Below are 15,060 nucleotides of genomic sequence, written 5' to 3'. Positions count from 1 at the left end.
TGAAGGGGCGTTGACAAGCGTTGAATTGTGCGGTGGGCCGCTCTGATGAGCATTTCGAGCAACCCATTTGCCGGTACTCCCTTTCCAGGATCGACCGCTTATTCGACTTTCGGGTCGGCCCGGCATTCTCCTCACAGCCGGGGCGGCGCCATCGTGAAGCGGGCGTTGACCGCGGCGAACACGTGCTGCCGCTGCGGTTCCAGGTCGAGCGGCGGTGCCGCGCCGGGCTCCGCGGGGCCGGCGAGGGCCGCGGCCCGCGCCCGGCCGGGAGCCTGCGGGAAGGACGCCGCCGGCCCCTCCGCGCCGATGTCGGCGAGTTCGACCAGGGCCGCGAGGGTGGTGCCCAGCGCGTCGGCGTACTCGCGGGCACGCTGCACCGCCTCCCGGACCGCCTGCCGGCGGGCGTCGCGGTAGGCGGGTGAGTCGCGGCGCAGCGCCCACCAGGGGCCGTCGACCCGGGTGAGGTCGAGGTCGGCCAGGCGGGTGGTGAGTTCGCCGAGCGCCGTGAAGTCGGACAGTTCGGCGGTGACGCGGACGCCGCCGTGGTAGGTGCGGACGCGTTCGCCGCGGCCGTGCTTGGTGAGTTCGGGGGTGATGGAGAAGGCGCCGGTCTCCAGCCGTTCCACCGCGTCACCGTAGGACTTCACGAACTCCAGGACCGTGGCGTTGCGGCGGGTGAGGTCGTCCAGGGCGGCGCGCCGGTCGCGGCCTCGGGCGCTGACGGTGATGCCGAGCCGGGCGATCTCCGGGTCGACTTCGAGGCGCGCCTCGCCGCGGACGGCGATACGCGGGGCGTCGGGGGTGCCGTAGGGGACGGCGGGCTGGTCTTCGGCTGCGGCGGGGCTGGTCATGGGACCCACTCTGTCACTCGTGCGCGGGGTCCAAGCCCCCGGCGGCGCACCGGGGTTTCACCGGTGAGGTCACCAGATCGAAACCTCGCGGACCTGTTGCCGCCGGGCATGTCCGGGTCAGAATCTACGCGCGTTTCGTCTACGCGCGTCATCGACCGTGGCACCGAGGAGAGCACGACATGCCGTTGAACCGCCGGAAGTTCCTGAAGAAGTCCGCCGTGACCGGAGCCGGGGTGGCACTGGCCGGTGCGGCGGCGGCGCCGTCGGCGCAGGCCGCGGAGACGGAGAAGGGCGCGACGCCGGCCAAGCGGTACTCGTTCACCGTGATGGGCACCACCGACCTGCACGGCAACATCTTCAACTGGGACTACTTCAAGGACGCGGAGTACACCGACGCCAAGGGCAACGCGAAGGGCCTGGCGCGGATCGCCACGCTGGTGGAGCAGGTCCGCGAGGAGAAGGGCCGCCGCAACACCCTGCTGCTGGACGCCGGTGACACGATCCAGGGCACCCCCCTGACGTACTACTACGCGAAGGTCGACCCGATCACCGCCGAGGGCGGCCCGGTGCACCCGATGGCGCAGGCGATGAACGCCATCGGCTATGACGCGGTGGCGCTCGGCAACCACGAGTTCAACTACGGCATCGAGACCCTGCGCAGGTTCGAGGAGCAGTGCGACTTCCCGCTGCTCGGCGCGAACGCGGTGGACGCGAAGACGCTGAAGCCCGCCTTCCCGCCGTACTTCATGAAGAAGTTCAAGGTGCCGGGCCTGCCGCCGGTCAAGGTCGCCGTGCTCGGCCTGACCAACCCGGGCATCGCGATCTGGGACAAGGCGTACGTGCAGGGGAAGCTGGCGTTCCCGGGTCTGGAGGAGCAGGCCGCGAAGTGGGTGCCGAAGCTGCGTTCGATGGGCGCGGACGTGGTCGTGGTGTCGGCGCACAGCGGTTCCTCCGGCACGTCCTCCTACGGCGACCAGCTGCCCCACGTGGAGAACGCCGCCGCGAACGTGGCGAAGCAGGTGCCCGGGATCGACGCGATCCTGGTCGGCCACGCCCATGTGGAGATCGAGGAGCTGCTGGTCACCAACGAGAAGACCGGCCGGACCGTCGTCCTGTCCGAACCCCTGTGCTACGCCGAGCGGCTGACCCTGTTCGACTTCGAGCTGGCCTTCCGCAAGGGCCGCTGGCACGTCGAGTCGGTGAAGGCGTCGCTGCGCAACTCCAACACCGTCGAGGACCACCCGTACATCGGCAAGCTGCTCGACGACGAGCACGCCAAGGTGGTGGCGTACGTCAACCAGGTCGTCGGCACCGCCACCGACACCCTGACGACGGTTGACGCCCGGTACAAGGACGCCCCGATCATCGATCTGATCACCAAGGTCCAGGAGGACGTGGTGAAGGCGGCCCTGGCGGGCACCGAGCACGCCTCGCTGCCGGTGCTGGCGCAGGCCTCGCCGTTCTCGCGGACCAGTGAGATCCCGGCCGGCGACGTGACGATCCGGGACCTGTCCAGCCTGTACGTGTACGACAACACGCTGGTCGCCAAGCTGATGACGGGTGCGCAGCTGCGGGCGTACCTGGAGTACTCGGCGGAGTACTTCGTGCAGACGGCGGCCGGCGCGCCGGTCGACGTGGACAAGCTGACCAACGCGAACGGCCGCCCCGACTACAACTACGACTACGTCTCCGGCCTGTCGTACGACATCGACATCGCCCAGCCGGCCGGTTCCCGGATCAAGAACCTCACGTACGGCGGTGCCCCGCTGGACGACGCGGCGCGGTTCGTGCTCGCGGTGAACAACTACCGGGCCAACGGCGGCGGCGCGTTCCCGCACGTCGCCTCGGCGCCGGAGCTGTGGGCGGAGTCGACGGAGATCCGCACCCGGATCGCCGAGTGGGTGACGGCCAAGGGCGTGCTGGACCCGAAGGACTTCGCGTCGGTGGACTGGAAGCTGACGCGGAACGGCACGCCGGTCTTCTAGGCCCGGCTCGGAGAACGGCCTCAGATCCCGTCCGCCAGCGGAGTCAGCGCCTTCGGGTGCTGGGCGGACGGGATCCGGGGCCGTCCCTGTTCCAGGCCGAACGTGGTGAACGCGGTGCGGTCGGGCAGCGGGTAGGGCTCCTTGCCGGTGAGGGAGTTCAGGATGCTCGCGCTGCGCCAGGCGGCGAGGCCGAGGTCGGGGGTGCCGACGCCGTGGGAGTGCGGTCCGGCGTTCTGCACGTACACCGAGCCGGTCACGGACGGGTCCAGGACCAGCCGGAACTCGTCGTCCACGCGCGGGCGCTCGCGGCTGTCGCGGCGCAGGTAGGGGTCGAGACCGGCGAGAATGCGGCCGAGCGGGCGCTCGCGGTAGCCGGTGGCGAGGACGACGGCGTCGGTGGTGAGCCGGGAGCGGGTGCCCTGCTGGAGGTGCTCCAGGTGCAGTTCGATCCTGGTGGTGGCGATCCGGCCGGCGGTGCGCACCCGGACGCCGGGGGTGAGGACGGCGTCGGGCCAGCCGCCGTGCAGGGTGCGGCCGTACAGCTCGTCGTGGACGGCGGCGATGGTTCCGGCGTCGATGCCCTTGTGGAGCTGCCACTGGGCGGCGACGAGTCCGTCGCGTACCGGTTCGGCGAGGGCGTGGAAGTAGCGGGCGTAGTCGGGGGTGAAGTGCTCCAGGCCGAGCTTGGAGTACTCCATGGGCGCGAACGCCTCGGTACGGCCGAGCCAGTGCAGCCTCTCCCGGCCGGCCGGGCGGCCGCGCAGCAGGTCGAGGAAGATCTCGGCGCCGGACTGCCCGGCACCGACGACGGTGACGTGCCCGGCGGCGAGCAGGGCGTCGCGGTGGGCGAGGTAGTCGGCGGCGTGCACGACGGGCACGCCGGACGCGTCGACGAGGGGGCGCAGCGGGTCGGGGACGTACGGCTCGCTGCCGATGCCGAGGACGACGTTGCGGGAGTACGTCCGGCCCAGGGCCTCCGCCTCCCCGTCGGCGTCGAGCTGCGTGAAGTCGACCTCGAAGACATCGCGTTCCGGGTTCCAGCGGACGGCGTCGACCTGGTGGCCGAAGCGCAGTCCCGGCACGCTCTGCGACACCCAGCGGCAGTAGGCGTCGTACTCGGCGCGCCGGATGTGGAAGCGCTCGGCGAAGTAGAAGGGGAAGAGCCGGTCGCGGCTCTTGAGGTAGCTGAGGAACGACCAGGGGCTGGCCGGGTCGGCGAGGGTCACCAGGTCGGCGAGGAACGGCACCTGGATGGTGGCGTCGTCGAGGAGCAGGCCGGGGTGCCAGTCGAAGGCGGGGCGCTGGTCGTAGAAGACGGCGTCGAGTTCGGTGAGCGGGTGGGCGAGGGCGGCGAGGGAGAGGTTGAACGGTCCGATGCCCACGCCGACCAGGTCGCGGGGTGCTTCGGGTTCGGTCCGGGGGACTCGGGGGGCGGGGGCCGGGGTCATCGGGGGGTGTGTCCTTCCACCAGTTCCAGGAGCGCGGCCAGGTCGTCGGGCCGGGCGTGCGGGTCGAGCAGGGTGGCCTTCAGCCAGAGCCGGCCGTCGAGGCGGGCCCGGCCGAGGACGGCGCGGCCGTCGGCGAGGAGGGTGCGGCGTACGGCGGCCGCGGCGTCGTCGGCGGCCCGTGCGGGCCGGAACAGGACCGTGCTGATCGTGGGCCGGTCGTACAGTTCGAGGGCGGGGCGCGCGGCGATCAGGCCGGCCAGCTCGCGGGCGCGGTCGCAGACCTGGTCGACGAGGGCGCCGAGCCCGGCGCGGCCGAGGGCCTTGAGGGTGACGGCGATCTTGAGGGCGTCGGGGCGGCGGGTGGTGCGCAGGGAGCGGCCGAGCAGGTCGGGCAGCCCGGCCTCGGTGTCGTCGTCGGCGTTGAGGTAGTCGGCGCGTTGGTGCAGGGCGGCGACGTCGCGGGCGTCGCGCACCGCGAGGAGTCCGGCGGCGACCGGCTGCCAGCCGAGTTTGTGCAGGTCGAGGGTGACCGTGTCGGCGGCGTCGAGTCCGTCGACGAGGGCCCGGTACCGGTCGCTGAACAGCAGGCCGCCCCCGTAGGCGGCGTCGATGTGCAGCCGCGCGCCGTGGGCCCGGCAGCGGGCGGCGATCTCCGGGAGCGGGTCGATGATCCCGGCGTCGGTGGTGCCGGCGGTGGCGGCGACGAGCAGCGGGCCGCGCAGGGCCGTGAGGGCGTCGTCGAGGGCGGCCGGGTCGAGGGTGCCGGCGGGTGCGGGGACGACGACGGGGCCGGGCAGGCCGAGCAGCCACGCGGCGCGGGTGAGCGAGTGGTGCGCGTTGGCCCCGAGGACCAGGCGTACGCCGCCGCCCAGGGCCTCGCGGGCGAGGAGGAGAGCGAGGTGGTTGGACTCGGTGCCGCCGGTGGTGACGAGGCAGTCGGGGGTGGGCGGCTCGTCCGTCTGCCGTCCGGGGGCGTCCGTGCGGCCGTACACCTCCGCCGCGAGCGTCGCCGTCACCAGCGCCTCCAGGGCGGAGGCGGAGGGGGCCTGGTCCCAGGAGTCCAGGGACGGGTTCAGGACGCTCGCGGCGAGGTCGGCGGCGGTGGCGACGGCGAGGGGCGGGCAGTGCAGGTGGGCGGCGCAGAGCGGGTCGGCGGGGTCGGCGGCGCCCGCCGCGAGGGCGTGCACGAGCAGGCGCAGGGCGTCCGGGTCGCCTTCGTCGGGGAGCAGCTCCCCCACCGCCGCCCGCATCCGCGCGGCGACCGTGCCGGGGCCGCCCCTCGGGAGCGGGCCGCCTCGCGCCCGGCCGCCGGCCGCCAGCGCGTCGAGGACCGTGTCGAGCAACGGCCGCAGCGCGCCGGGGCCTTGGGGGCCCGAGGCGAGAGGCGGCATGTGCATGCGGTCAGCTTGTACACGGCTGTGGCCACGCGCCCGGGAAGCGTGGAATCAGTACCCGAAAGGGGGTACCGCCGGCTTCAGCGCCGGAAGTCCGCCGCGTGGTCCTCGGCCCACTCGGTGAAGGTGCGGGCCGGGGCACCGGTGACCTTCTCCACGGTCCGGGTGATCTCGGGTTCGGTGCCGACCATGTCCCCCATCGTCTTCAGCAGGACGCCCAGCATGCCCTCCGGGACGTGCGGGAAGAGGTCGGGGCCCGCCTCGTGCGGCGGGACCTCGACGAAGCGAAGGTCCCGGCCGATCGCCCGGCCGATCACCGCGACCTGACCGGCGTGGGTGACCGCCTCCGGCCCGGTGAGCCGGTGCACGGCGCCCTCGTGGCCGTCGTCGAGGAGGGCGCGTTCGGCGACGGCGGCGATGTCGTCCTCGTGGATCGGCGCGGCGGGCGCGTCGGCGAAGACGCCGCGCACGGTGTCGCCGGAGCGGATCTGCGGGAGCCACTGGAAGGCGTTGGTGGCGAAGGCGTTGGGGCGCAGGAACGTCCACTCCAGACCGCTGTCGCGGACCTGGCGTTCGACGGTGGCGTGCATGACGTGGATCGGGTGGGTCTCGTCGGCGCCGTCCTGGATGATCCCGGAGGAGAGCATCACCACGTGCCGCACGCCTGCCTCGCGCGCGGCGGCGAGGAAGGCGCCGGTGCGGTCCCCGGCACCCTGGGCGTACAGGAACAGCCTGGAGGCACCGGCGAACAGCGGCGCGGGGTCGTCGAGGTCCAGCCGCGCCACCTCGGCTCCCTCGGGCAGCGCGGCGCGCGCCGGGTCCCGGGTCAGTGCCCGGACCGGGTGCTCGCGGGCGATGAGACGGCCGACGAGGGCACGGCCGACGTTGCCGGTGGCTCCGGTCACCACGATCACGGTTTGCCTCCTGGGGGCGCTGGGCTGATCGGTCTTGGCCCGGTCGAGCCTAGGAAGACCGATCAGCCGCCCGCGTCGGCCGATGGGAGGAGCCGCGCCCTACGCCGAGAGCCCTAGGGCTCCGGGAGCGCGTCCCTAGGACGCGGCCTCCCGGACCCGCAGCGCGCGCGCCAGGTCGTCGAGCTGGTCGACGAGCTTGCGGCGCAGCGCGGGGATGGGGTCGCCGTCGCTCAGGCACCGCTCGCCGAGGGTCAGGTTCTCGGCGTCGACGGCGTGCGCGGGGAACGCCCAGCGGCCGGCGGCGTCGGCGATGGCGGGGCCGCGCCGGGCGGCGACGGCGAGCGCGTCGTCGTAGAAGCGCGCCACGTACGGGCGTACCAGCTCGGCCTGTTCGGGCTGCCAGAAGCCGCGAGCGGTGGCCGTGAACAGGTAGTTGGACAGGTCGTCGCGGGCGAACATCGCCTCCCAGGCGCGTTCCTTGGCCTCCGGGTCGGGCAGGGCGGCGCGGCAGCGGGCGGCGCCCTCCTGGCCGGTGGCGCTCGGGTCGCGGTCCAGTTCGGCGGCGATGGCGGCCTCGTCGGTGGCGCCGAGGACGGCGAGCCGGCCGAGGATGCGCCAGCGCAGCTCCGGGTCGAGCTCGGGGCCGCCGGGCACGGTGCCGTCGGCGAGCCACGCGGCGATGGTCTCCGGGTGGGCGGCGACGTCGATGAAGTGGCGTACGGCGATCAGTCGCAGGCCGGGGTGGTCGCCGTCCTCGGTGCGGCGCAGCAGGTCCCGGCAGAGGCCGGCGACGGTGGCGAGGGCCGCCGGGCGGGCCTCGGGGGCCAGGTAGCGGTCGGCGACCTGGCCGGTCGCGAAGCCGAGGACGCCCTGGACGAGGGCGAGGTCGGTCTCGTGCGGGAGGTGGGCGCGGGCGGTCTCCAGATAGGCGTAGGCCGGGAGTTCACCGTCGCGGACGGCGTCCCGGAGCGCGTTCCACACCACCGCGCGGCTGAGCGGCTCGGGCAGTCCGGACAGGCCGGTGCGGACCGCTTCGAAGGACTCCGCGTCGAAGCGGACCTTGGCGTAGGTGAGGTCGCCGTCGTTGGGAAGCAGCAGGGTGGGCCGCTTGCCGATGGGCTGCGCGGCGGTCTGCGGCACGTCGAGTTCGAGGCGTTCGCGCAGGGTGAGGCGGCCCTCGTCGGCGACGTCCAGGTCGTACAGGCCGACGGCGATGCGGTGCGGGCGGCTGCCCGCGTGGTCGACGGTCAGGGCGCAGGTGCCGTCGGCGCCGGCGGTGACGCGCGGGGTGAGGGTGTCGACGCCGGTGGTGCGCAGCCAGGCGTCCGCCCAGGCGTGCACGTCGCGCTCGGTGGCGGAGGCGAGGGAGTCGATGAAGTCGGCGAGGGTGGCGTTGCCGAACCGGTGCCGGGCGAAGTGGGCGTTGATGCCGGCGAGGAAGTCCTTCTCGCCGAGCCAGGTGACCAGCTGGCGCAGCGCGGAGGCGCCCTTGGCGTAGGAGATGCCGTCGAAGTTGAGCAGTGCGGCGGCGGTGTCCTCGACGGCCTCGGGGGCGACGGGGTGGGTGGAGGGGCGCTGGTCGGCGTCGTAGCCCCAGGCCTTGCGGACGACGCCGAAGTCGGTCCAGGTGTCGGTGAAGCGGGTGGCCTCGGTGAGGGTCTGGTAGCCCATGTACTCGGCGAAGGACTCGTTCAGCCAGATGTCGTCCCACCACTTGAGGGTGACGAGGTCGCCGAACCACATGTGGGCCATCTCGTGGGCGATGACCATCGCGCGGGTCTGCCGCTCGGTGTCGGTGACGGCGGAGCGGTAGACGAACTCGTCGCGGAAGGTGACCAGTCCGGGGTTCTCCATCGCGCCGGCGTTGAACTCGGGGACGAACGCCTGGTCGTAGGAGTCGAAGGGGTACGGCTCCTCGAACTTCTCGTGGTAGCGGTCGTAGCACTGCTGGGTGATCTCGAGGATCTCCTCGGCGTCCGCGTCCAGGTAGGGGGCGAGGGAGCGGCGGCAGTGGATGCCGAAGGGCAGGCCGCGGTGCTCGGTGCGCACCGAGTGCCAGGGGCCGGCTGCGACGGCGACGAGGTAGGTGGAGATCAGCGGGGTCGGCGCGGCCTTCCACACGCCGTCGGTGTGCTCGGTGACACCGTTGGCGAGGACGGTCCAGCCGTCGGGGGCCTTCACCGACAGCTCGAAGACGGACTTGAGGTCGGGCTGGTCGAAGGCGGCGAAGACGCGCTGGACGTCTTCCATGAAGAGCTGGGTGTAGACGTACGTCTCGCCGTCGGTGGGGTCGGTGAAGCGGTGCATGCCCTCGCCGGTGCGGGAGTAGCGCATCGCCGCGTCGACGCGCAGCTCGTGCTCGCCGGCCGTGAGGTTCTTCAGCGGCAGGCGGTTCTCGACCAGGGTCTCGGGGTCGAGGGGCTGTCCGTCGAGGGTGACGGAGCGCAGCTCGGCGGGCTTGAGCTCGACGAAGGTGTCCGCGTCCGTGCGGGTGGTGAACCGGACGACGGTGAGGGAGTCGAAGGTCTCGTCCCCGGTCGTCAGATCGAGGCCGATCGTGTAGCGGTGGACGTCGAGGAGCTGGGCACGGGTCTGCGCTTCGTCGCGCGTGAGTACGGACATGCAGCACATGCTGCCTGATGGCATCGGCACGGGACAGAGGCGGAGGGGGGAGGCGGACGGGGGGAGGTACGGAGGGAGGTGCGGGGCGGGCGCGTCCCGCCCCGGGCCGGGCGCCGGGGCCGACCGGCGTTCGCGGTCAGCCGGCGGTCGGCGTCCGGCCGTTCACCGCGTCCTCGGCGATCCGCTCGTGGTGCCTGATCACCTCGGCGATGATGAAGGACAGCAGCTTCTCCGCGAAGGCGGGGTCCAGCTTGGCGCTCTCCGCGAGCGCCCGCAGCCGCTCGATCTGGCGCGCCTCGCGCGCGGGGTCGGCGGGCGGCAGCTGGTGCACGGCCTTGAGGCGGCCGACCTGCTGGGTGCACTTGAAGCGCTCGGCGAGCATGTGGACGACGGCCGCGTCGATGTTGTCGATGCTGTCCCGCAGCCGGGCGAGCTCCTCGCGGACGGCGGGGTCGACGTCACCGGTACCGGTGTTGCTGGTGGTCATGAGGGGCACCCTACGGGGCGGCGTCCCGGTCGCTCATGTGCCGATCACCTTGTGGAACGACACGTCGGCGTGGCCGCCGGGAACGCCGGGGGTGCGCCCCGTCTCCCGGAAGCCCAGCTTCAGGTAGAACTCCGGGGCCTGGAAGGTGTACGTCGAGACGACCATGTCGGTGCAGCCGCGCCGCACGCCCTCCTCCTCGGCGGCCCGCATCAGCCGGCTCCCCCACCCGTCGCCCCGCACGTCCTCGCGCACCCACAGCAGGTGGACGGCGCACAGGCCGCCCCAGGTCCACCCGGTGAGGCCGCCCGCCGGTTCACCGGCGGCGTCGTCGACCCGGACGCTGAACTCCTCCGGGGTCCCGGCGCCGCAGGCCGCGCCGTTGAAGGCGGTGAGTTCGTCGTCGAGGAGCTTTTCCAGGGCTTCGTCCTGGCCGCCGGTCCGCAGGGTGAGCGGGGCGGCGCCGGGGTGCTGCTGTTCGGCGGTCACGTGCCGGATTGTGCCAGGGGGTGGAGCGGGGGCCGAACGGTTTTCGCCGGGTGCGAGTGAGATCCGCACGGGCGCCGGAACGTCAACGGCGGAGCCGTCTCCCCCTGGGGGCGGCTCCGCCGTGCGTCTCGCGTCGGCCGGTTACAGCGCCGACGCGGCCTTGGCTATGTCCTTGGCGAAGGTGCTGACCTCGGTGTAGACGCCGGGCACGCCGGTGCGGGCGCAGCCGTCGCCCCAGCTGACGATGCCGACCTGGATCCACTTGCCCGCGTCGTCCTTGCGGAACATGGGACCGCCGGAGTCACCCTGGCAGGTGTCGATGCCGCCGCTGGTGTAGCCGGCGCACAGTTCCTCCTTGGGCACCAGGCGGTTGCCGTAGTGCCACTTGCAGGCCCGGTCGCTGACGAAGGGGACGGACGCCTTCTGGAGCTTGGTGGTGCCGGTGCCGGCACCCTCCTTGGTGTCGCCCCAGCCCGCGATGGTGAAGGTGCCGCGGTTGTAGCGGGTGGTGGTGGCGATCTTCAGCGTGGGCTTGTCGATCGGCTTGGCGAGCTTGATCAGCGCCCAGTCCTTGCCCGTGCCGTCGTAGCCGGGCGCCACCTTGACCTTGGTCGACTTGACCTTGATCGCGGAGGAGGAGTTCAGGTCGGCGACACCGGCGGTGACGGTGATGCTGGTGTTGTTGCCGGAGCCGTCCATGCAGTGGGCGGCGGTCAGGACGATGTCCTTCTTGTAGAGCGCCCCGCCGCAGCCCATGGAAAGGTGGACCATGAAGGGGTACTCGTTCTGCGCGGCGGGCTTCCCGCCGATGACGCGCGCGTCCGCGGCGTGCGCGCTGACCGGCTGGAGGCTGGCGACCGCGAGGGCTACGGCACCGGCCGCGGCGGCCTTCTTCGCCAGCGCCAGGCCGCCTCTCTTGGCGGCGGTGGTCGAGGTAAGTGTCAACGTATGTCCTTTCGTGGGGGGTTGGGCGGCTCGCAGTATGTGATCAGACGCCGTTCATGACAAGGACGGATCTCACGTCGTGCGGAAGGAACCCCTCGGGCGAAAATCCGCTCCCCTGCTCGTAGAGTGGGAAACGGGTTCAGGACGTCCTGGGGGTCGGCGTGGCGAACGGCGGACCGGTCGAGCACGGCTACCCACATCTGGAGACGGTGCGGGCCGCCGTCACCGCGCTGTACAAGCGCCTGTCGTACGACACCGTCCAGACCTTCGCGACCAGCGTGGCCCCGGCCGACGTGGCCTTCTGCGACACCGACGACCTGTATCTCGGGGCGCAGCGGGTGGCCCGGGAGCTGGTGCTGCACTACCGGCTGCCGGACGCCCGGCTCGTCGTGAGCTTCCGCGAGATGACCCACGCGGCGAACGTCGAACTCGCTGCGGGACCCGAGTACTTCGTGGAGCTGAACGACCGCTTCCGCACCCATCGCCGGGACATCGGCGCGGCCCTGGCGCACGAGGTGACGCACGTCTATCTGCACCGTCTGGGCCTGGCGTTCAACGGCACCCGTGACAACGAGATCCTGACGGACACGGTGACGACGTACCTGGGCGCCGGGTGGCTGCTGCTGGACGCCTACCGGGAGGACGCGGCCTCCAGCCAGAAGCTCGGCTATCTGACCCCGGAGGAGTTCGGCTACGTACTCGCCAAACGGTCCCTGGTGTTCGGGGAGGACCCGTCGACGTGGTTCACCAGCCCGCAGGCGTACACGGCGTACACCAGGGGCATGGCCCTGGCCCGCCATGACGGGGAGCAGCCCCCGCTGACGGCGGCCGGCTGGGCGGGCCGCCGCCGCTACGCCCGCGACCGGCGGCACGCCCAGGACCGGCGCACCGGCGTCACCGCGCCCGGCGCGCCCTACGCGTTCACGCCCGACGCGCAGGGCCCGCTGCGGGTGTCGTTCCCCTGCCCGACCTGCCATCAGCGGATCAGGGTGCCGGTGCGGGGGCGGATGCGGGCGCGGTGCGCGCTGTGCAGGACGGTGCTGGAGTGCGACACCTAGGGCGCGTGGGGCGAGGACCTAAAGCCGGTCGTGGGGGACTTCACCGATCCCCCCGCGGCCGGTGCGCTCGCCAAGACGGAGGTGCTGTTCACCGGCTGGGGCTGCCCGCCGCTGACCGCGCAGGCGCTGGAGCGGATGCCGCGGCTGCGCACGGTGGTGGACGCGGCGGGCTCGGTGAAGCACCACATCACCGACGCCTGCTGGGCGCGCGGTCTCACGGTCGCCTCCGCCGCCGACGCCAACGCGGTGCCGGTGGCCGAGTTCACGGTCGCCGCGATCCTCTTCTCCGGCAAGCGGGTCCTGCACGCGGCCCGCGTGTACCGGGAGCGGCGGTCCTGGGTGAGCCCCATCGAGGTGATCGGCGCGGGCGGCACTACCGGCAGCGTCGTCGGGGTGTCCCGCATCGGCCGCCGGGTGCTGGAGCTGCTGCGCCCGTACGATCTGCGGGTCCTGCTGTACGACCCGTGTGTCGACGCGGAGGAGGAGTTCAGGTCGGCGACACCGGCGGTGACGGTGAGGCCTGTCTGCGCCAGCAGGCGGAGCCGAGCCTGCGCCGGCTGGGCACCGACCGCCTCGACCCCGACTACCCGCTCGCCGACCAGATCGGCGCGCTCCGGCAGCTCCAGGAGGAGTGCAAGGTCCGGCACATCGGTCTGTCCGAGGTGTCGGTGGCTCAGATCGAGGCGGCGTCCGAGATCGCGCCGATCGCGGCCGTGCAGAACATGTACGACCTCGCCGAGCGCGGCCACGACCCGGTGGTCGACCACACCGCGAGGCGGGGCATCGCCTTCGTGCCGTACTTCCCGATCGCCATGGGCGAGCACGCGGCGGACGGGAGCCCGGTCGCCGCCGTCGCGGACGAGCTGGGCGCCAGCCGCTCGCAGACCGCGCTGGCGTGGCTGCCGCACCGCGCGCCGAACGTGGTGCCCATCCCCGGCACGTCGTCGCCGGAACACCTCGCGGAGAACGCCGGCGCGCCCGGCGTCACCCTCACCGAGGAGCAGTTCGAGCGGATCTCGTGAGCGGCTACGGCCGTACGATCCCCTGGGCCCGGGCGGCCGTCAGCCACGCCGGGAACTCGCCCACCAGGCGGTCGTACAGCTCCGCGTCGGACACCGCCCGCGGGTCCTCCCCCGCGTGGAAGAACCCGGCGTTGTCCACCGTCCGCTTGGCGGGCACCGGCAGTTCGTCCAGCTTGCGCAGGAACTCGAACTGCCGGCTGCCCGGGTCGCCGAAGCCGATGAACTGCCAGAACAGCGGCAGCCGGGAGGCCTTGCACAGGAACCGCTCGGCGGCGAGCTTGTTGATCGGGCCGCCGTCGGTCTGGAAGACGACCAGGGCGGGGGCGGTGGCGCCGCTGTCGAGGTAGTGGTCGATGACGGCGTCCATCGCCAGGTGGTAGCTGGTCTTGCCCATGTGGCCGAGCCCGGCCACGATCCGCTCGATCCGCCCCTGGTGGCCGTCGAGCGCGATGTCGGTGACGGCGTCGACGTCCGTGGAGAAGAACACCACCGGCACCCGGCCGTCGTCGTCGAGGTGGGCGGAGAGCCCGAGCACCCGGTCGGCGAGCGCCTGCACGGTGCCGTCCTTGTAGTACGGCTTCATGGACCCGGAGTAGTCGACGACGAGGTACACGGCGACCCGCTGCCCGTCCAGTCCGTGCCTGGCGAGCGAGACCCCGGCACTCTTGTACAGGTTCACCAGCGCGGGCGCGGTCTCCTGCACCTTGCTCAGACTGATCGCCGCCATAGCGCCACCGCCCCCTTGTGATCACCGCTCCCCGACCCGCCGAGCGTACGGCAACCGGGACCTCACGGGCCCCACCTTCCCCTGGCACCACCGGCGTTCGTTATTTTGTTCGCCGCCGTCCCCACCGGCTCAGTCCGTCCCCCAGCCCCAGAGGAGCCGGCCGTGGAACCCGAGTCCACCGTCACGACCTGTTACCGCCATCCCAAGGTGGAGTGCCGCGTCCGCTGTGTCCGCTGCGACCGGTACATCTGCCCGGACTGCATGCGTGAGGCCGCCGTCGGCCACCAGTGCCCGGAGTGCGTCAAGGAGGGCGCCCGGTCCGTCCGGCAGGCCCGGACGGTCGTCGGCGGCAAGATCTCGGGCACACCCGTGGTGACGTACGTCCTGATCGGGCTGAACGTGCTGGCCTACCTGCTGCAACTGGTGCTCCCGGACTTCCAGGACCGGTTCGCGATGCTCGGCGCCCGGCTGGTGGGACCGGACGACGTCCACTACGTCTACCAGGGCTCCTACTTCGGCATCTACCACGCGGAAGGCCTGGTCGCCGGGGAGTGGGAGCGGCTGGTCACCAGCGGGTTCCTGCATCTGATGCCCACCGAGGGCACCTTCGGGATCGCGCACATCGTGATGAACACGTTCGCCCTGTGGCACCTCGGGCGGATCCTGGAGACCCAGCTCGGCCGGGCCCGCTACCTCGCTCTCTACCTGCTGGCGATCCTCGGCGGATCGGTCGCCGAACTGCTCCTCGCCGAGCCGTCGGCCGTCTTCGTCGGCGCCTCCGGCGGCCTCTTCGGCCTGGGCGCCGCCTACTACGTCATGGCCCGGCGCTTCGGCGGGGACATGGCCACCGTCAACCGGGACACCGCGATGCTGCTGGTGTGGCTGCTGATCTCGGCGGGCGTCACCTCATGGCAGGGCCACCTCGGCGGCCTGCTCGCGGGCGGCGCGGTGACGGCGGCGTACGCCTTCGTGCCGCGGGGGCCGCGCCGCACCCTCGTGCAGACCGCGGCCTGCGCGGGGCTGCTGGTGCTGCTCCTGCTGCTGGCGTACGCGAAGGTCTCCCAGCTGAAGGGGTCCTGAACCCACCGCGCGCAAAAAGCGGCGGCGCCTGCCCATCGTCC

Annotated in this window: 14 protein-coding genes; 4 read left to right on the top strand and 10 right to left on the bottom strand. The window is 72.5% G+C overall.

Features of this window, described 5'->3' with window-relative positions:
- Positions 1–131: 131 nt before the first annotated feature.
- Entirely contained in the window at positions 132–851 is a 720-nt protein-coding gene (locus ACSU6L_RS28180) for an SIMPL domain-containing protein (protein ID WP_437061235.1), read from the bottom strand.
- Between the two features lie 179 nt (positions 852–1,030).
- Between ACSU6L_RS28180 and ACSU6L_RS28175 the strand changes: the two genes are divergently transcribed.
- On the top strand, positions 1,031–2,836 hold the full coding sequence (locus tag ACSU6L_RS28175) for a bifunctional metallophosphatase/5'-nucleotidase (RefSeq protein ID WP_437061233.1): 1,806 nt from the start codon (positions 1,031–1,033) through the stop codon (positions 2,834–2,836).
- Positions 2,837–2,856: 20 nt separating this feature from the next.
- On the opposite strand, the gene ACSU6L_RS28170 is transcribed toward ACSU6L_RS28175, so the two are convergent.
- The 7 genes from ACSU6L_RS28170 to ACSU6L_RS28140 form a co-directional block, all read right to left on the bottom strand.
- Positions 2,857–4,284 (bottom strand): lysine N(6)-hydroxylase/L-ornithine N(5)-oxygenase family protein, encoded by a 1,428-nt coding sequence (locus ACSU6L_RS28170; protein WP_437061231.1) that lies wholly within the window; start codon positions 4,282–4,284, stop codon positions 2,857–2,859.
- Positions 4,281–5,681, bottom strand: a complete 1,401-nt coding sequence (locus ACSU6L_RS28165) for a pyridoxal phosphate-dependent decarboxylase family protein (protein WP_437061229.1) — start codon at positions 5,679–5,681, stop codon at positions 4,281–4,283. The genes ACSU6L_RS28170 and ACSU6L_RS28165 overlap by 4 nt, the downstream gene beginning before the upstream one ends.
- Positions 5,682–5,758: 77 nt before the next feature.
- Complete coding sequence (locus ACSU6L_RS28160; protein WP_437061227.1) at positions 5,759–6,592, bottom strand: NmrA family NAD(P)-binding protein; 834 nt, start codon at positions 6,590–6,592, stop codon at positions 5,759–5,761.
- Between the two features lie 135 nt (positions 6,593–6,727).
- On the bottom strand, positions 6,728–9,214 hold the full coding sequence (pepN, locus tag ACSU6L_RS28155; RefSeq protein ID WP_437061225.1) for an aminopeptidase N: 2,487 nt from the start codon (positions 9,212–9,214) through the stop codon (positions 6,728–6,730).
- A 136-nt stretch (positions 9,215–9,350) separates the two neighbouring features.
- Positions 9,351–9,701, bottom strand: coding sequence for a chorismate mutase (locus ACSU6L_RS28150; RefSeq protein WP_437061223.1), 351 nt, complete (start codon positions 9,699–9,701; stop codon positions 9,351–9,353).
- Between the two features lie 33 nt (positions 9,702–9,734).
- Positions 9,735–10,187, bottom strand: coding sequence for a GNAT family N-acetyltransferase (locus ACSU6L_RS28145; protein ID WP_437061221.1), 453 nt, complete (start codon positions 10,185–10,187; stop codon positions 9,735–9,737).
- A 141-nt stretch (positions 10,188–10,328) separates the two neighbouring features.
- On the bottom strand, positions 10,329–11,093 hold the full coding sequence (locus ACSU6L_RS28140; RefSeq protein ID WP_365512348.1) for a S1 family peptidase: 765 nt from the start codon (positions 11,091–11,093) through the stop codon (positions 10,329–10,331).
- A 200-nt stretch (positions 11,094–11,293) separates the two neighbouring features.
- Here ACSU6L_RS28140 and ACSU6L_RS28135 point away from each other — a divergent pair, with 200 nt between their 5' ends.
- Complete coding sequence (locus ACSU6L_RS28135) at positions 11,294–12,190, top strand: hypothetical protein (protein ID WP_437061219.1); 897 nt, start codon at positions 11,294–11,296, stop codon at positions 12,188–12,190.
- Here the strand turns inward: ACSU6L_RS28135 and ACSU6L_RS28130 are convergent.
- Positions 12,187–12,594 (bottom strand): hypothetical protein, encoded by a 408-nt coding sequence (locus ACSU6L_RS28130; RefSeq protein ID WP_437061217.1) that lies wholly within the window; start codon positions 12,592–12,594, stop codon positions 12,187–12,189. The genes ACSU6L_RS28135 and ACSU6L_RS28130 overlap by 4 nt on opposite strands.
- A gap of 60 nt (positions 12,595–12,654) precedes the next feature.
- Here ACSU6L_RS28130 and ACSU6L_RS28125 point away from each other — a divergent pair, with 60 nt between their 5' ends.
- Complete coding sequence (locus tag ACSU6L_RS28125) at positions 12,655–13,212, top strand: aldo/keto reductase (RefSeq protein WP_437061215.1); 558 nt, start codon at positions 12,655–12,657, stop codon at positions 13,210–13,212.
- A 4-nt stretch (positions 13,213–13,216) separates the two neighbouring features.
- Here ACSU6L_RS28125 and ACSU6L_RS28120 read toward each other — a convergent pair whose 3' ends face one another.
- Positions 13,217–13,939: a vWA domain-containing protein gene (locus ACSU6L_RS28120; RefSeq protein WP_437061213.1), complete on the bottom strand. Its 723-nt coding sequence runs from the start codon at positions 13,937–13,939 to the stop codon at positions 13,217–13,219.
- Between the two features lie 162 nt (positions 13,940–14,101).
- Between ACSU6L_RS28120 and ACSU6L_RS28115 the strand changes: the two genes are divergently transcribed.
- Positions 14,102–15,019 carry a rhomboid family intramembrane serine protease gene (locus ACSU6L_RS28115; RefSeq protein ID WP_437061211.1) on the top strand — a complete coding sequence of 306 codons (918 nt, stop codon included), beginning with the start codon at positions 14,102–14,104 and terminating at the stop codon, positions 15,017–15,019.
- The last annotated feature ends 41 nt before the right edge of the window (positions 15,020–15,060 follow it).

Origin of the sequence: Streptomyces sp. enrichment culture, from assembly GCF_964272855.1 — a bacterium.
In the GTDB taxonomy this organism is placed as follows: domain Bacteria; phylum Actinomycetota; class Actinomycetes; order Streptomycetales; family Streptomycetaceae; genus Streptomyces.
This window is presented reverse-complemented; position numbering and strand designations above follow the sequence as displayed.

What these genes read in the sequence shown, in the direction of transcription:
- ACSU6L_RS28180 (WP_437061235.1), bottom strand. Translation starts at nt 851, where the DNA reads ATGACCAGCCCCGCCGCAGCCGAAGACCAGCCCGCCGTCCCCTACGGC.
- ACSU6L_RS28175 (WP_437061233.1), top strand. Translation starts at nt 1,031, where the DNA reads ATGCCGTTGAACCGCCGGAAGTTCCTGAAGAAGTCCGCCGTGACCGGA.
- ACSU6L_RS28170 (WP_437061231.1), bottom strand. Translation starts at nt 4,284, where the DNA reads ATGACCCCGGCCCCCGCCCCCCGAGTCCCCCGGACCGAACCCGAAGCA.
- ACSU6L_RS28165 (WP_437061229.1), bottom strand. Translation starts at nt 5,681, where the DNA reads ATGCACATGCCGCCTCTCGCCTCGGGCCCCCAAGGCCCCGGCGCGCTG.
- pepN (WP_437061225.1), bottom strand. Translation starts at nt 9,214, where the DNA reads ATGTCCGTACTCACGCGCGACGAAGCGCAGACCCGTGCCCAGCTCCTC.
- ACSU6L_RS28150 (WP_437061223.1), bottom strand. Translation starts at nt 9,701, where the DNA reads ATGACCACCAGCAACACCGGTACCGGTGACGTCGACCCCGCCGTCCGC.
- ACSU6L_RS28130 (WP_437061217.1), bottom strand. Translation starts at nt 12,594, where the DNA reads ATGCGGGACACCCCGACGACGCTGCCGGTAGTGCCGCCCGCGCCGATC.
- ACSU6L_RS28120 (WP_437061213.1), bottom strand. Translation starts at nt 13,939, where the DNA reads ATGGCGGCGATCAGTCTGAGCAAGGTGCAGGAGACCGCGCCCGCGCTG.